13 protein-coding genes are annotated in these 14,595 nt (G+C 76.6%); 10 read left to right on the top strand and 3 right to left on the bottom strand.

Features of this window, described 5'->3' with window-relative positions:
• Positions 1 to 51: 51 nt before the first annotated feature.
• Positions 52 to 777, bottom strand: coding sequence for a DUF599 domain-containing protein (locus BM064_RS22085; RefSeq protein WP_245779248.1), 726 nt, complete (start codon positions 775 to 777; stop codon positions 52 to 54).
• Positions 778 to 1,428: 651 nt separating this feature from the next.
• Between BM064_RS22085 and BM064_RS22080 the strand changes: the two genes are divergently transcribed.
• The 8 genes from BM064_RS22080 (at position 1,429) to BM064_RS22045 (ending at position 9,982) form a co-directional block, all read left to right on the top strand.
• Positions 1,429 to 2,052, top strand: coding sequence for a trimeric intracellular cation channel family protein (locus tag BM064_RS22080; RefSeq protein ID WP_092864069.1), 624 nt, complete (start codon positions 1,429 to 1,431; stop codon positions 2,050 to 2,052).
• Positions 2,053 to 2,383: 331 nt separating this feature from the next.
• Entirely contained in the window at positions 2,384 to 3,817 is a 1,434-nt protein-coding gene (locus BM064_RS22075; RefSeq protein ID WP_092864066.1) for an FAD-linked oxidase C-terminal domain-containing protein, read from the top strand.
• A 295-nt stretch (positions 3,818 to 4,112) separates the two neighbouring features.
• On the top strand, positions 4,113 to 5,264 hold the full coding sequence (locus BM064_RS22070) for an FAD-binding protein (protein WP_092864063.1): 1,152 nt from the start codon (positions 4,113 to 4,115) through the stop codon (positions 5,262 to 5,264).
• Position 5,265: 1 nt separating this feature from the next.
• Positions 5,266 to 6,579, top strand: coding sequence for a glycolate oxidase subunit GlcF (gene glcF, locus BM064_RS22065; RefSeq protein ID WP_092864060.1), 1,314 nt, complete (start codon positions 5,266 to 5,268; stop codon positions 6,577 to 6,579).
• A gap of 569 nt (positions 6,580 to 7,148) precedes the next feature.
• On the top strand, positions 7,149 to 7,880 hold the full coding sequence (locus tag BM064_RS22060; RefSeq protein ID WP_092864057.1) for a trypsin-like serine peptidase: 732 nt from the start codon (positions 7,149 to 7,151) through the stop codon (positions 7,878 to 7,880).
• Complete coding sequence (locus tag BM064_RS22055) at positions 7,877 to 8,734, top strand: trypsin-like serine peptidase (RefSeq protein ID WP_092864054.1); 858 nt, start codon at positions 7,877 to 7,879, stop codon at positions 8,732 to 8,734. The genes BM064_RS22060 and BM064_RS22055 overlap by 4 nt, the downstream gene beginning before the upstream one ends.
• Positions 8,735 to 8,827: 93 nt before the next feature.
• Positions 8,828 to 9,265 carry a hypothetical protein gene (locus BM064_RS22050; RefSeq protein ID WP_092864051.1) on the top strand — a complete coding sequence of 146 codons (438 nt, stop codon included), beginning with the start codon at positions 8,828 to 8,830 and terminating at the stop codon, positions 9,263 to 9,265.
• Positions 9,266 to 9,517: 252 nt separating this feature from the next.
• Positions 9,518 to 9,982, top strand: coding sequence for an Hsp20 family protein (locus tag BM064_RS22045; protein ID WP_092864048.1), 465 nt, complete (start codon positions 9,518 to 9,520; stop codon positions 9,980 to 9,982).
• A gap of 588 nt (positions 9,983 to 10,570) precedes the next feature.
• Here BM064_RS22045 and BM064_RS22040 read toward each other — a convergent pair.
• On the bottom strand, positions 10,571 to 11,311 hold the full coding sequence (locus BM064_RS22040) for an SDR family oxidoreductase (protein ID WP_092864045.1): 741 nt from the start codon (positions 11,309 to 11,311) through the stop codon (positions 10,571 to 10,573).
• A 181-nt stretch (positions 11,312 to 11,492) separates the two neighbouring features.
• The gene (locus BM064_RS22035; RefSeq protein WP_092864042.1) at positions 11,493 to 11,936 is read right to left on the bottom strand and encodes a DUF1178 family protein; all 444 of its coding nucleotides are present in this window, start codon (positions 11,934 to 11,936) and stop codon (positions 11,493 to 11,495) included.
• 277 nt (positions 11,937 to 12,213) lie between these two features.
• Between BM064_RS22035 and BM064_RS22030 the strand changes: the two genes are divergently transcribed.
• Together BM064_RS22030 and BM064_RS22025 are read left to right on the top strand one after the other, a co-directional pair.
• Entirely contained in the window at positions 12,214 to 13,524 is a 1,311-nt protein-coding gene (locus BM064_RS22030; protein ID WP_092864039.1) for an ATP-binding protein, read from the top strand.
• Positions 13,525 to 13,672: 148 nt separating this feature from the next.
• Positions 13,673 to 14,428: a phosphate signaling complex PhoU family protein gene (locus tag BM064_RS22025; protein WP_092864036.1), complete on the top strand. Its 756-nt coding sequence runs from the start codon at positions 13,673 to 13,675 to the stop codon at positions 14,426 to 14,428.
• Positions 14,429 to 14,595: the final 167 nt, after the last annotated feature.

Below are 14,595 nucleotides of genomic sequence, written 5' to 3'. Positions count from 1 at the left end.
GGCAGGGCGCCTGACGCGGGCGTCGGGTCCGACGGGGGCCGGCGCGGGGCCTCAGCTTCCCGGCACCGGCGGCTCGTCCTCGGCCAGCAGCGCGTCGCGCGAGGCGGAGCGGAACTCCCGCCGGTAGAGCGAGAGCACGGTGGCCAGCGTTGCCAGCGCCAGCGGGATCGCCCCCAGCAGCCAGGTCAGCAGGGCCAGCGAGAAATAGGTGGTGCGCATGCCGCGGTTGAAGTTGCGCGCGGCGTTGATGTTGATCGCCGCGGCCTTGCGGGCCAGCGCCAGGTTGCGCGGGTCGGCGGGGTCGCTGCCGATGGCGCCCATCAGCACCGCGCAGTAGCCGAACAGGCGGTGCGCCCAGACGAACTTCATGAAGGCCGAGACCAGCACCAGCGCCAGCACCAGCAGCTTGGCCTCCCACCCCGCGCGCGACATCGCCGTGTCGAGGCGCAGGTCGTGGGCGACGGTCGCCAGCCGGTCGGCCTGGCCCAGCAGCGCCACCACGCCGCCGATGGCGATCATGCAGCCCGAGGCGAAGAAGGCGCAGCCCGAGCGCAGCGCGTTCAGCAGCGAGGCGTCCATGATCCGCGGCTCGCGGTGCAGCATCGCCTGCATCCAGGTCAGCCGGTGGGCGGCCATGATCTTGTGGACCGAGGGGCGGGAGGCGGGCGGGTTCTCCACCAGCCACGTCATGCCGTTCCAGGCGACCAGGAACAGCACGACGGCCGAGATGTCGGCCCAGCCGAAGAACCGCGGCATCAGCGCCAGCGTCGTCTCCATCGTCCCTCCCATGCCCCAAGCGTCGTCCGCCACGATGGCGCCCGGAGCCGGTCTTTCCAACCCGCCGCGACGCCCCCCGCCCCCCTGCCGCGGCTCGGCGCCCGCCTCCCGCCCGCCCGCGCCGCCTGCGCCCCTGACCGGCGCGTGCCCCCCCGTCGCCCCCCGGAAACGTCGCCCGCTGGAAACGTCGCCCCCGCGCGATGCCGCCGACCCTGCGCCGCGGGCCGGACGTCCGCCCCGGCCGCGCCCGTCGTCGCGGCGCTCCGGCCGGCGGGCCGCGCCGGCGCGCCCGCCTCCGGGCGCCCGGCGGAGGCGCGCATCGGCCGGGCGCCGCGCCGGGGCCCTCCTCCTGCCGCGCGCCGCAGGAAACGGCGCCTCCGGGAGAACCCGCCGACCCTGCGCCGCGGGCCGGACGCCCGCTCCCGGCGCGCCAGCCGTCGCGGCGCTCCCGCCCCAGGGCGGCGCCGGCGCCGGACCGGGCGCCCGGTCCAGCCGCGCCGGCGGGACGCGCGGCGCCGCGCCGGCGGCCGGCCGGCATCCGCCGCCGTCCTCCCCGCCCTTCTCCCCTCTCCTGTCTCCGCGCCTGTCCCCGCCCTTGTCCCCGCCGCTGCGCCCGCGCATCCTGCGCGCGCCGCCGACAGGAGACCCGCAATGACCACCGCCGAGGCCCTCGACTACGCCTCCGTCTTCGTCTTCGGCCTGACCGGGGGGCTGGCGGCGAGCCGGGCGCAGCTCGACCCGGTGGGGTTCCTGTTCCTGGCGGTGATCACGGCCGTCGGCGGAGGCACGGCGCGCGACGTGATCCTCGACCGCCAGCCGGTGTTCTGGGTGGGCGAGCCCGCCAACATCCTCGTCGCCTGCGCCGCCGGCCTGATCTGCTTCGTCTGGGCGCCGCGGCTCGAGAGCCGGCGGCGCGCGCTCGACTGGCTCGACGCGGTGGCGCTGGCCTCGGCGGTGGGGGCGGGGATCACCGCGGCCCGCTGGGAGGGGGCCGGCGTGATCGTCACCGTGCTGATGGGCGTGATGACCGGCTGCCTCGGCGGGATCCTGCGCGACGTGGTGTGCAACGAGCAGCCGATGGTGCTGCGCCGGGGCGAGCTCTACGTCACCGCCGCCGCCGCGGGCGCCGCGGCCGGAGCGGCGACGATGGAGCTGGGCGGGGGCATCGGGCCCGCCTCGATCCTCTGCGGGCTGGTCGCCTTCGGGCTGCGCGCGGGCTCCCTGCGCTTCGGCTGGCGGCTGCCGGAATATCGAAGCCGGCCGCCGCGGTCCTGAGCGCCGGAGGCTCCGCCGCCCGGCCCCTCCGCCGCCCGGCTCCTCCGCCGCCCGGCCCCGTCCTCGGGCGGGCGCGCGCCGGGCCGGACCGGGACGCCTGCGCCGCTCGCCTCCCGGGCGGCGGGGAGCCGCGGCGCGGATCCTGCGGCGATTTCGGCGGGGCGAGGGCGTCCTGCCCCTGCGTCCGCCCGTCGGCGTTCCACCCCTTGGGACGGCGCCCCGGATCGCGCGGGGCGCGGCTTGGCAAACGCCCCGTCCGGCGGCATGGTCCCGAGGCGGACACGAGGTCGGCCCAGACGGCGCCCCGCCGCGCTCCGCAGGGAGGACCGCCATGCAGATGCCCCAGCCCGACGCCGGGATCCTCGGCCGCCGAGAGGCCATCGTCGCGCGGCTCGCCGCGGCCCTGCCCGCGGACGGGCTGGTCTCGGACCCGCGCGAGCTGCTCGCCTACGACTGCGACGCGCTGACCGTCTATTCCTGCCCGCCGCTGGCGGTGACGCTGCCGCGCTCGACCGAGGAGGTCTCGGCGATCCTCAGGATCTGCCACGCGGAGGGCGTGCCGGTGATCCCGCGGGGCTCGGGCACGGGCCTGGCGGGGGGCGCGCTGCCCACGGCGGACGCGGTGGTGCTGGGGGTCGCGCGGCTGAACGCGGTGCTCGAGACCAACTACGCCGACCGCTACGTGCGGGTGCAGAGCGGGCGCACCAACCTCTCGGTCACCGGGGCGGTGGAGCCGGACGGGTTCTTCTACGCCCCCGACCCCTCCAGCCAGCTCGCCTGCGCCATCGCGGGCAACATCGCGATGAATTCCGGCGGGGCGCATTGCCTCAAGTACGGGGTGACGACCAACAACCTGCTGGGCGTGACCATGGTCATGGCCGACGGCGAGGTGGTGGAGATCGGCGGGCCCGCCATGGACGCCGCCGGCTACGACCTGCTGGGCGTGATCTGCGGCTCGGAAGGGCAGCTCGGCGTGGTCACCGAGGCGACCCTGCGCATCCTGCCCAAGCCCGAGGGCGCGCGCCCGATCCTGGTGGCCTACGACTCGGCGGTGACTGCGGGCGCCTGCGTCTCGGACATCATCCGCGCGGGCGTCCTGCCGGTGGCGATCGAGTTCATGGACAAGCCCATCATCCACCTGACCGAGGCCTTCGTGGGCGCCGGCTACCCGATGGACGCCGAGGCCCTGCTGATCATCGAGGTCGAGGGCTCGCCCGCCGAGATCGAGGAGCAGCTCGAGAAGATCAAGGCGATCGCCGAGACCCACCACCCCACCACGCTGCGCGAAAGCGCCTCCGAGGCGCAGTCGAAGGCGATCTGGGCGGGGCGCAAGGCGGCCTTCGGGGCGACGGGGCAGGTGGCGGACTACCTGTGCATGGACGGCACGATCCCCACCTCGGCCCTGCCGGAGACGCTGGGGCGGATGACCCAGCTCGCCGCCGACTACGGGCTGCGGGTGGCGAACGTCTTCCATGCCGGCGACGGCAACCTGCACCCGCTGATCATGTTCGACGCCAACAACCCCGAGGAGCTGCGCAAGGCCGAGGCGCTGGGCGCCGACATCCTGCGCCTGTGCGTCGAGCAGGGCGGCTGCCTGACCGGCGAGCATGGGGTCGGCGTCGAGAAGCGCGACCTGATGGTGCACCAGTACGACCCCGTCGACCTCGAGGCGCAGATGGGGGTGAAGGACGTCTTCGACCCGAAATGGATCCTCAACCCCGCCAAGGTGTTTCCGCTGGCCGCCAGCCAGGGGCGCGGCGCATGAGCCGGGCCGCGCGCCTGCGTCCCGCGGATCGCCCGCGGGTCCCGTCTCCCCCTGAAGACAGGGGGAGCCCCGCGGGCGCGCCGGCGTTCCGCCGGCGGGGGCCCGGGGCGGAGGGCGGCGCGGTGCTCGGAGCGGGGCGCCGGACGGCGCGCGCGGAGGCGTCGCGCGGGCTCGCCGGGCGCGTCGGGTCGGCGGGCGGGATCGCCCGCGGGTCCCGTCTCCCCCTGCAGGCAGGGGGAGCCCCGCGGGCGCGCCGGCGTGCCGCCGGCGGGGACCGGGGCCGGAGGGCGGCGCGATGATCGAACCGCGGAGCGAGGCCGAGATGGCGGAGGCCGTGGCCGGCCTCTCGGCGCCCGTCGAGGTCCGGGGCGGGGGCAGCCGCGGCGCCCTGGGGCGCCCGGTGCAGGCGGCGGAGACGCTCTCGACCGGAGGGCTGCGGGGGATCTCCCTCTACGAGCCCGGCGCGCTGACGCTGGTCGCGGGCGCGGGCACGCCGCTGCGCGAGATCGAGGCGACGCTGGCCGCCGAGAACCAGCGCCTCGCCTTCGAGCCGATGGACCACCGCCCCCTGCTGGGCTCCGGCGGCGAGCCGACGATCGGGGGCGTCGCGGCCTGCAACGTCTCGGGGCCCCGCCGGGTGCAGGCGGGGGCCTGCCGGGACGCGATGCTGGGCGTGCGCTTCGTCGACGGGGCGGGGCGCGTGGTGAAGAACGGCGGGCGGGTGATGAAGAACGTCACCGGCTACGACCTGGTGAAGCTGATGGGCGGCGCCTACGGCACGCTGGGCGTGCTGACCGAGCTCGCCTTCAAGGTGCTGCCGATGCCCGAGGCCGCGGCCACGCTGGTGGTGCGCGGCCTCGACGACGTCTCGGCGGTGGCGGCGATGACCGCGGCGCTGGGCTCGCCCTTCGACGTCTCGGGCGCGGCGCATCTGCCCGACGCGGGCGATCCCGCCGCCGCCCGCACGCTGGTGCGGATCGAGGGCTTCCAGGCCTCGGTCGCCTACCGCGCCGGGCGGCTGCGGGACCTGCTGACGGCGCAGAGCCGGGGCGAGGTCGAGATCCTGTCCGAGGCCGCGGACCTGTGGGCGGACGTGCGCGACGTGAGGGGCTTCGCGGACCGGCCGGGCGCGGTGTGGCGGATCTCGGCGCGCCCCTCCGACGGGCCGGGGCTGGCGGCCTCCGTCCCCCATCTGGCGGCGCGCTACGACTGGGGCGGGGGCCTGCTGTGGCTGCTGACCGAAGAGAGCGACGCCGCCGCCGCGGCGGTGCGCGCCGCGGCGGCGCGCCTGCGCGCCCACGCGACCCTGGTGCGGGGGCCGGCCGCGCTGCGCGCCTCCGCCGGCGCCTTCCAGCCCGAGGCCCCGGCGCTGGCGGCGATCTCCGCCGGGCTGCGGGCGAAATTCGACCCCCGCGGCCTGCTGAACCCCGGAAGGATGAGCGCCTGAGATGCAGACCACCTTCTCCCCCGAACAGCTCCGGGACCCGCTGGTCGCGCGCTCCAACAGGATCCTGCGAAGCTGCGTGCACTGCGGCTTCTGCACCGCGACCTGCCCGACCTACCAGGTGCTGGGCGACGAGCTGGATTCGCCCCGCGGGCGCATCTACCTGATCAAGGACATGCTCGAGTCCGGCCGCCCGGCCGACGAGAAGACCGTGCGCCACATCGACCGGTGCCTCTCGTGCCTCGCGTGCATGACGACCTGCCCCTCGGGCGTGCACTACATGCACCTCGTCGACCACGCCCGCGAGCATATCGAGAAGACCTACCGCCGCCCGCTGCCCGACCGGGCGCTGCGCTGGCTGCTGGCGCGGATCCTGCCCTATCCCGGGCGCTTCCGGCTGGCGCTGGCGGGGGCGAAGCTCGCGCGCCCGTTCCGCGCGCTGATGCCGGGGCGGCTGCGGGCGATGGTCGACCTCGCGCCCGCGAAGATCGCGGGTCCCGGGCCGCTCGACCGTCCCCAGACGATCCCCGCCCAGGGCGCGCGCCTGCGCCGGGTCGCCCTGATGACCGGCTGCGCCCAGAAGGCGCTGGACCCCGAGATCAACGCCGCCACCGTCCGCCTGCTGACCCGCCACGGCTGCGAGGTGGTGATCGCCAAAGGCATGGGCTGCTGCGGCGCCCTCACCCACCACATGGGCAAGGCGGCGGAGAGCCACGCCTCGGCCGCCGCCAACGTGCGCGCCTGGGCGGCGGAGCTGGACGGCGAGGGGCTGGACGCCGTCGTCATCAACACCTCGGGCTGCGGCACGACGGTGAAGGACTACGGCCACATGTTCGCGGGCGACCCGCTGGAGGCGGACGCGAGGCGCGTGGCGGCGCTGGCGCGCGACATCTCCGAGCTGATGGAGGAGATCGGCCTGCAGGACCCCGCGGCGCCGGCGCTGCGGGTGACCTATCACTCCGCCTGCTCGCTCCAGCACGGTCAGCAGGTGAAGGAGGCGCCGAAGCTGCTGCTGAAGGCCGCCGGCTTCCAGGTGAAGGAGCCGCGCGACCCGCACCTGTGCTGCGGCTCGGCGGGGACCTACAACCTGATGCAGCCCGAGATCGCGGGGGAGCTGAAGGCGCGCAAGCTCGCGACGCTCGCCGAGACCGCGCCCCAGGTGATCGCGGCGGGCAACATCGGCTGCATGATGCAGCTCGGGCAAGGGGCGGGGGTCCCGGTGGTGCACACCGCCCAGCTCCTCGACTGGGCGACGGGCGGCCCGGTTCCCGCATCCCTCGCCGCCGCCGGCCTCGACCGCCGCCACGCCGCCGAGTAGCGCGCCCCGGCCGCCCGCGGGCCGGTGGGCGCCCTCGGGGGCGTCGAGCCCCCTCGGCCGCCCGGCGCCTGCCGGCGCCGGCGCGGCTCCCCGGCCGAGCGCTGGGGGTGGGCGTCGAGGGTCCTGCGGGGCAGGGCGAGCCGCCCTCCGCGATCGGCGGCGTTGGGGGCGGAAGGGCGCCTTCGGGGGCGTCGAACCCCCTCGGCCGCCCGGGGCCCGAGGGCCCCGACGCGGGCGCCTCGGTCCGTGCGGACGGGACCCGGCGTCGGCGTCGGGCGCCCCGGGCCGCCCCGGGCGCCGGCGACTGCGACCGGAGGGCGCGACGCCGCCCGCCGGCCGCCCCGGCGAAGCGGGGTGGGTGGGCGGGGCTTCGACGGGGCGGCCGGCGGCCGATGCCGCGAGGCGCCCGGGCCGGCCCCGACCTTCACCGGATCGCAACCCCCGGGGGAGATGATCCGACGGCGTGCGGCGCCTCCGCCTCGGGGCGGGCCAGCGCCACGTCGAGAAATCTGACCGCAAGGTGAACGCCGAGGTTGCACGACTCACCTAAAGTCATTCATGGTGCCTTCATGTATCTTGCGTCTCGCCTCCTGGCCGCGTTCCTGGCCGTGGCGCCGCTCGGCGTCCCTTCCGCCTCCGCGGAAGCGCGCGGGCTGTCGAGCGAGGCGCAGGCGCAACGATACGCGGCCGTCGGGCGGCTCAACCTCGGCGGGCAGGGGCACTGCACGGCGACGCTGATCGCCCCCGACCTGGCCCTGACGGCGGCCCATTGCCTGGTCAACCCGCGCACCGGCGCGATCTGGCGGGCGGAGCGGCTGACCTTTCTGCCCGGCTGGCGCATGGGCGAAGCCGCCGCGGTCCTGCGCGGTCGCGCGGCGGCGATGGTGGAAGGGTTTCTAGACATGCCGGGTCCCTCCGAGGACCTGGCCCTGATCCGGGTGACCGAGCGGGCGGAAGGGGCGCCTTCTCCGATCCCGGTGGCGGGCACGGCCTCCCCCGGGACGGTCGTGTCCGCGCTCTCCTACGGGCGCGACCGGGGCGAAGCCCTGTCGGTCCAGTCGGGCTGCGCGGTGGTCGCGCGGCAGGGTCGCCTGCTTCGGACCACCTGCGACGCGCTCCCGGGCATCTCCGGGGCGCCGCTCATCCAAGAGGGGGTGGACGGGCCCGAGCTCGTAGGCGTCATCGTGGCGGCGATGGGGGCGGAGGCCCCGGCGCTGCAGGGGGCGGCCCTCGCGGTCGCCCCCGCCGACCTCCTGCCTGCGCTGCGCCGCAGGCTCGACGCGCAGGAGGCGGCCCGATGAACCCGCGCTTCCCCTGCCTCCGCCGCGCCGCCCTGGCCCTCGCCGCCGCCGGCCTGGCCGCGGCCGCGACCCCCGCCCCCGCCCAGGAGGTCGAGGGCGCGACCGAGACCGCGCCCCGCCGCCTCCTCGCCGCCCACGAGCAGCGGGCCTACGCCGGCGTCGGCCGGCTGGACCTGCCGGACGGCGGATACTGCACCGCGACGCTCTTCGACGCCTCCCACGCGCTGACGGCGGCGCATTGCCTGTTCGACGACCGCGGCCGCCCGCGCCGCTCGGCCGACCTGTGGTTCCGCGCCGGCCTGCGCGACGGCGGCGAGCAGGCGGTGCGCCAGGTGCGCCGCTACGCCGTGCATCCCAACTACCGGTGGAACGGCCCGGCGGCCGCCTACACCGAGATCGCCGCCGACGTGGCGCTGGTCGAGCTCGACCAGCCGCTGCTGACCTCCGCCTTCCCCAGCTACCATCCGGGCGACCTGCCCCCGCCCGGAGGCGCGGTCGTGCTCCTGTCCTACGGGGCCGGGCGCGACCGCGCGCTCTCCCTGCAGGAGCCCTGCCGGGTCGAGCGTCGCTCGGGCCCGGTGGCCGCGCTGGACTGCGAGGCGGCGCCGGGCTCCTCGGGCAGCCCGGTGCTGGTGCGCGACGCGACCGGGGCGCTGCGGCTGGCGGGGGTGATCTCGGCCAAGAGCCGGCGGTTCAGCTACGCCTCGGCCGCCTCCGACACCCTGCCGCTGCTGCGTCGGGCGATGGACGAACAGGAGATCCGCCGCGCGGCCGCGCGGCCGGAAAGCACGGGCGGCCTCGGGCCGTCGACGCGCGCCGGCGGCTGGAAGACCAGCCGCCCGCCGCAGGACTGAGCGGGTCCCGGGCGGGAGCCCCGGGGCCGGGAACCGGAAGGACACGGCCCGCGCAGCCCCGAGGCGGCGGCGCAGACATGGAAGGATCAGCCGATGCTGATGAAGATTCTGGGGAAATACGTGCTGATGCCCGGCGCGGGCGTCGCGATGCTGGCCGGGTTCGGCATGTTCGATCTCGGCGGGGCGCCGGCCTCGGGCGGCTCGGGCCAGAACGGCCTGACCAGCATCGAGAGCGCGGGCGACGGGATCATGGCCGCGCTCGACGGGCCGCTGGGCGTGGCCAAGCGCATCGCGCTGGCCGGCTCCTCGGCGATCGGCATGGACCCCAGTTCGCTGCCCGACTTCCTGCGCAACGCGCAGGGGCCGACCCCGACCCACCAGGTCCCCGGCGGCGTCGATCCGGGCGCGATGATGAGCGCGGCCGGCGTCGCCGGCGGCGCGACCGGCGGCTACGCCCCGGCCGGCCTCGGCAGCTCGCAGCAGAGCGCCAGCGGCTTCGCCTCGGCCAAGCCCCCCTCGCCCACGCAGTGAGCCGCCCCCGGGCCGCGGCCCGGAGCGAGCGACGCGCGCCCGACGGGGCGCCTCCGCAAGGGGGCGCCCCGTCCGCGTTCCGGGGCGTCCCCGGGCCCTGCGGCGGCCCGCGCCCGAGGTCTTGAAACCGCTTCCCGCGCTCCCCAGATCGGACCCGTCGGCGGCCGGAGACCGGGGCCGACGCACCCAGCCGGACCCGTCCCTTGGGAGGGTCCTCGACCGGACATATCGCTTGGCAGAGGATATGAACCCATGCGCAACTTCGACTTGTCCCCGCTCTACCGTTCGACCGTCGGCTTCGACCGGCTCGCCGGCCTGATGGACGCCGCCCTCGCGGGCGAGACGACCCAGCCGGCCTATCCGCCCTACAACATCGAGAAGACCGGCGAGAGCGCCTACCGCATCACCCTCGCGGTGGCGGGCTTCTCCGAGGACGACCTGACGGTGGAGAGCAAGGACGGCCAGCTCGTCGTCTCCGGCCGCAAGCCGGCCGAGGAGACCGAGCGCAGCTTCCTGCACCGCGGCATCGCCGAGCGCGCCTTCGAGCGTCGCTTCCAGCTCGCCGACCATGTGCGCCCGGTGAGCGCGCGGACGGAGAACGGCCTGCTCCACATCGAGCTGGTCCGCGAGGTCCCCGAGGCCCTGCGCCCCCGCCGCATCGAGATCGCGACCGCGCCCTCGAAGCCGGCCGAGCTCGAGGCCAAGACCGTCAACTGATCCGTCCCGCTCCCGGCGGCTTCGCCCTGCGCGAAGCCGCCGCCCGGACCTGACCGCACGGCCCGCCGGCCCCCTCTCCGGCGGGCCGTTCCGCGTTCGGCGCCCAACCCATCTCGCCGCCCGCCCCGGACGCCCGTGGCGCGACGTCGGCCAGGCCTCGCAAAGCGCCTGTTCTCCGGAGCCGTCTCTCGCGGATGCCGAACGGAGCGACTCGGCCCCCGGGGTCAAGGATCGCGCAGCGACCCGGCGAAGCCGGGCTTGTCCTTGACCCCGGGGGCCGAGTCGCTCAGGCATCCATCGGCGAGAGACGGCTGCGGAGATCAGGCGCGGGCTTGTTCTTGGGTGAGTCAGGAGCCCGCCGGAGGCTCCCCACCGGCGGTTCCGCGCTCCGCCTCCTCTTGGAGCTTCCGAGCCGAGCCCGCCCGCAGGGCGCCTGTAGACCGCTCCTCCGACAAGCGGTCTGCAGGCGCCCTGCGGGCGGGCTTGGCTGGGACGCACGGGCCGCGGAGGCCGCGGGCGCCTCCCGACCGTCAGGCCCATCGCCGGCGTAGCAGACGCGATGCGCCCGTCGGGCCGCGAGGCGGCCCCTCAGCGCGCCCCCGCCACGTCCAGCAGCGCGCCGGAGGTGTAGGAGGCCGCGTCGGAGAGGAGCCAGACGATGGCCTCGGCGATCTCGTTGGCGCGCCCGGCGCGGCCCATCGGCAGGCTCGGTCCCGCCTGGGCGGCGCGGTCGAAGCCGTGGCTGTCGAGGTGGATGTCGGTCTCCACGATCCCGGGGCGCACGCAGTTCACCCGCACGCCGCCCTTGGCGAGCTCCTGCGCCATGCCCAGCGTCAGCGTGTCGATCGCCCCCTTCGAGGCCGCGTAGTCGACGTAGGTCGCGGGCGAGCCCAGCCGGGCGGCGGCGGAGGAGATGTTGACGATCGCCCCGCCCGGGCCGCCGCGGTCCGTGGGCATCCGCCGCGCCGCCGCGCGCAGCGCCAGGATCGCGCCGGTCACGTTGACGTCGATCATCCGCTTCACCCGCGCCGGCTCCATGTCCGCCAGCATCGAGGCCTTCGCCACGATGCCGGCGTTGTTGACGAAGCCCGTCACCGGCCCGAGGGCGGCCTCGGCGGCGTCGAACAGGGTCTCGGCCGCGTCGATCTCGCCCATGTCGGCCTGCAGGGCGACCGCGCGGGCGCCGGCGGCCTCGACCTCGGCCACGACCGCCGCGGCGGCCTCGGCGTTGGCGACGTAGTTCACGCTCACGTCCCAGCCGCGCGCCGCGCAGAGCCGCGCCGTGGCCGCGCCGATCCCCCTCGATCCCCCGGTGATCAGGACATGCATCGCCGCCTCCTCCCTTGCGGTTTTCCCGAGGCGGAACTCTTCGACGGCCGCGGGCGCTTGTCCACCGCCGAGCGCGGGCGGGGCCCGGGCGGGATCGACGCAGCGCGCCGCAGGGCCGGGGCGCGCGCGGCGGGAGTTCCGTCAGGGGGAGGGGGCGACGTCCCGGCGCAGGCCGGCGGGCTCAGTTGTCCTTGCCCGAGCGCCAGGGCAGGGGCGCGACGGGGACGCCGTCCTCGATCAGGCTGCGGGCCTCCTCGCGGGTGGCCTCTCCGTAGATCGGCCGGTCCTCGACCTCGCCCTCGTGCATCCGGCGGGCCATGGCCGCGAAGTCGCGGCCCACGTTCTCGGCCGAGGCCTCGACCCGCTGGCGCAGCGCCTTCATGGCGGCCTCGAGCGGGCTGTCGGGCGCGGAGAGCATCGGCGCGGTCTCGGCCGCCGGCTCCGGCGCGCCCTTCTTCGTGCCGGCTCCGAGCGCGGGGGCCATCAGCGACTTGGTCACCTGGTCGGAGCCGCACATCACGCAGGCCAGCCCGCCCGCGGCCCTGACCTTGTCGAAGGCCTCGGCCGACTGGAACCAGCTCTCGAACTCGTGCCCATCGGCGCAGCGCAGGGTGTAGCGGATCATGGCTCGCAATCCCGGAGGTCGGGCGGACCGTCGCTCGGGCCCGTCGCGGTGTAAATATGTGACGGAGCGATGAAGGCAAACCTCCTTCGCCCCGCCCGCGACGCATGGTATCGGGGCGTGACCTCCCGGCCGCTTCGCGCGCCCGGAAACCGCCGCCCCGCGCGGACCTGCCCGCGCGGGCCCGCACGACCATCGCGCGCGGGCCCGCACGACCCCCGCGGCCCCCCAGGGCCGCCGATGCGCGGCGCGCCCCACGCGCCCCGCCGAAAGGACGCCGATGCCCCTCCGCGGCGAGACCGCCCGCCGAATCGCCGTCGCCGTCGCCTCGCTCTCCGGGGCGGCGGCCGCGGGGGCGCTGGGCGCGCCGTTCTGGGGGCAGGCGGCGGCGGGACTGTTCGGCGCGGCGCTCTTCGCCTTCGCCCTGCGCATCCCCGACGCCGGCGGCGCCGCCGCCCCGCCCGCGCCGCGCCTGCCGGGGCTCGAGCCCGGGCTGGGGCGCGCCGCGCTCGACCGGCTGCCGTTCCCGCTGCTGCTGATCGATCCCGCCGGCCTGATCGAATACGCCAACCCCGCCGCCCGCGAGCTGTTCGAGCGGCTGAGGGTCGGCGAGCACCACTCGATGTCGTTCCGCGCGCCCGACTTCCTCGACGCGCTGGCCGAGGCGCAGGCGGGCGGGCCGCCGCGCAGCTTCGACTTCACGCTCCACGGCGACCGCAACCGGGTGATCCGGGCCCATGTCGACGGCGCCTCGCGCGCCGACGCCCCCGGCCGCCCCCGTCGCCGCCACGTGCTGTGCCTGTTCACCGAGCGCACCCAGGACCTGCGGCTGGAGCGGATGCGCACCGACTTCATCGCCAACGCCAGCCACGAGCTGCGCACGCCGCTCGCCTCGATCCGCGGCTTCATCGAGACCCTGCAGGGCCCCGCCCGCGACGACCCCGAGGCGCAGGAGCGGTTCCTGGGCATCATGCAGGCCCAGGCGGGGCGCATGCAGCGGCTGGTCGACGACCTGCTGTCGCTCAACCGCATCGAGCTCAACGAGCACGTGGCCCCGACCGAGCGCCAGGACCTGGGCGAGATCGCCCACGAGACGGCCGAGGCGCTGGCCCCCGTCGCCGCCGAGCGGGGGGTGGAGATCCGCCTGCTCGCCCCCGCCCACGGCCCGATGGTGCGCGGGGATCGCGACCAGCTGATCCAGGCGATCGGCAACCTGATGGAAAACGCGATGAAATACGGCGAGGGCCCGGTCGAGATCCTGCCCGCCCCCGCCTCGCCCAGCCATCCCGGCATGATCGGCCTGACCGTGCGCGACCATGGCGAGGGCATCCCGCGCGAGCACCTGCCGCGGCTGACCGAGCGCTTCTACCGCGTCTCCGTCCGCCGCTCGCGCAACCAGGGGGGCACGGGGCTGGGGCTCGCCATCGTCAAGCACATCATGTCGCGCCACCGCGGCGAGCTGAGCGTGGAGAGCGCGCCCGGCGAGGGCGCGGCCTTCACCCTGTGGCTGCCGGCCGAGCCCGGCGCGGCCAGCGAGCCGGGGCGCGAGCCGGCAAGCGGCGGGGCGGCGGCCCGGGCGCAGGCGCGCTGACGGGGCGGGCCGGCGGCGGCCCGCCGGCGCGACGGATCGCGACCGCGTGAAAAATCCTCCGATCCCGGCGCGTTCCACCGGGCGGCGACATACGCATGTCATGCATCGCCTGTAACGTGACCGCACGTCAGCGTTTTCGCCGGATCTCATGTTTCAGCACCCCGACCCCCTGCGGCCCGACCGCCCGCAGGCGGAGGCGCCCGGGCGCCGCCATACGGTCAGCTCCTTCGACGACGACCTGCGCCAGGTCGCGGCGCAGACCGCGCGGGTGGGCGGCATGGCCGAGGAGCTGCTCTCGGCCGCGCTCTCGCTGCTGCTGCGCGGCGGGGCGGCGGAGGCGGCGGAGGTGCGCGCGCTGCGCGACCGCCAGCGGCTGCTGGCGCGCGAGGCCAACGACCGGGCCGCCTCGCTGGTCGCGCTGCGCCAGCCGATGGGCGGGGACCTGCGCCAGCTGCTGGCGGCGCTGCGGGCGCTGGCGGCGCTGGCGCGCAGCGGGGACCTGTCGGCCAATCTCGCCGAGGGCGCGGCCCGCCTGCGCGAGGAGGCGCCCGCCCCCGCCGCGCCCGCTCCTGCGCCGGGCGAGGACATGGACGCCGCCCTGCGCCGCTTCGGCCAGCGGGCGCTGGCGCAGCTCGCCTCGGCGATCTCCGCCCACCAGGCCCGCGACGCCGAGGCCGCCCGGGCGGTCTGGCGGCGCGACGGGGAGCTGGACGCGCATTACGAGTCCCTGACCCGCTCGCTGCTGGCGCGCATGGCCGAGGGCGCCGACCAGGTGGTCCCCGGCGCCCGGCGCCTGTTCATCGCCAAGGACCTGGAGCGGATCGGCGACCAGGCCCGCCACGTCGCCGCCGCCACCTGGTGGATGCTGCGCGGCACGGAGATCGACGTCTCCCCCGAGCCCTGACCTCGGTTCCCGAGACCTGACCGGCACGCCGCGCCGCACGGCCCGCCCCGCGGCGCCTGCCGGCGGGCGGGGGCGCGCCGTCCCGCCCCGCCGCGCCCGACGCGCGCGGCGGAGGCGCCGCGGCCGGCGTCGCGCGGGTCCCGGCGCCCCGCCCGCGGCGCGGGGCG

Origin of the sequence: Albimonas pacifica, assembly GCF_900113695.1 — a bacterium.
Lineage (GTDB): Bacteria > Pseudomonadota > Alphaproteobacteria > Rhodobacterales > Rhodobacteraceae > Albimonas > Albimonas pacifica.
Note: the sequence above shows the minus strand (reverse complement) of the source record. Positions and strands in the feature narration are given on the sequence as shown.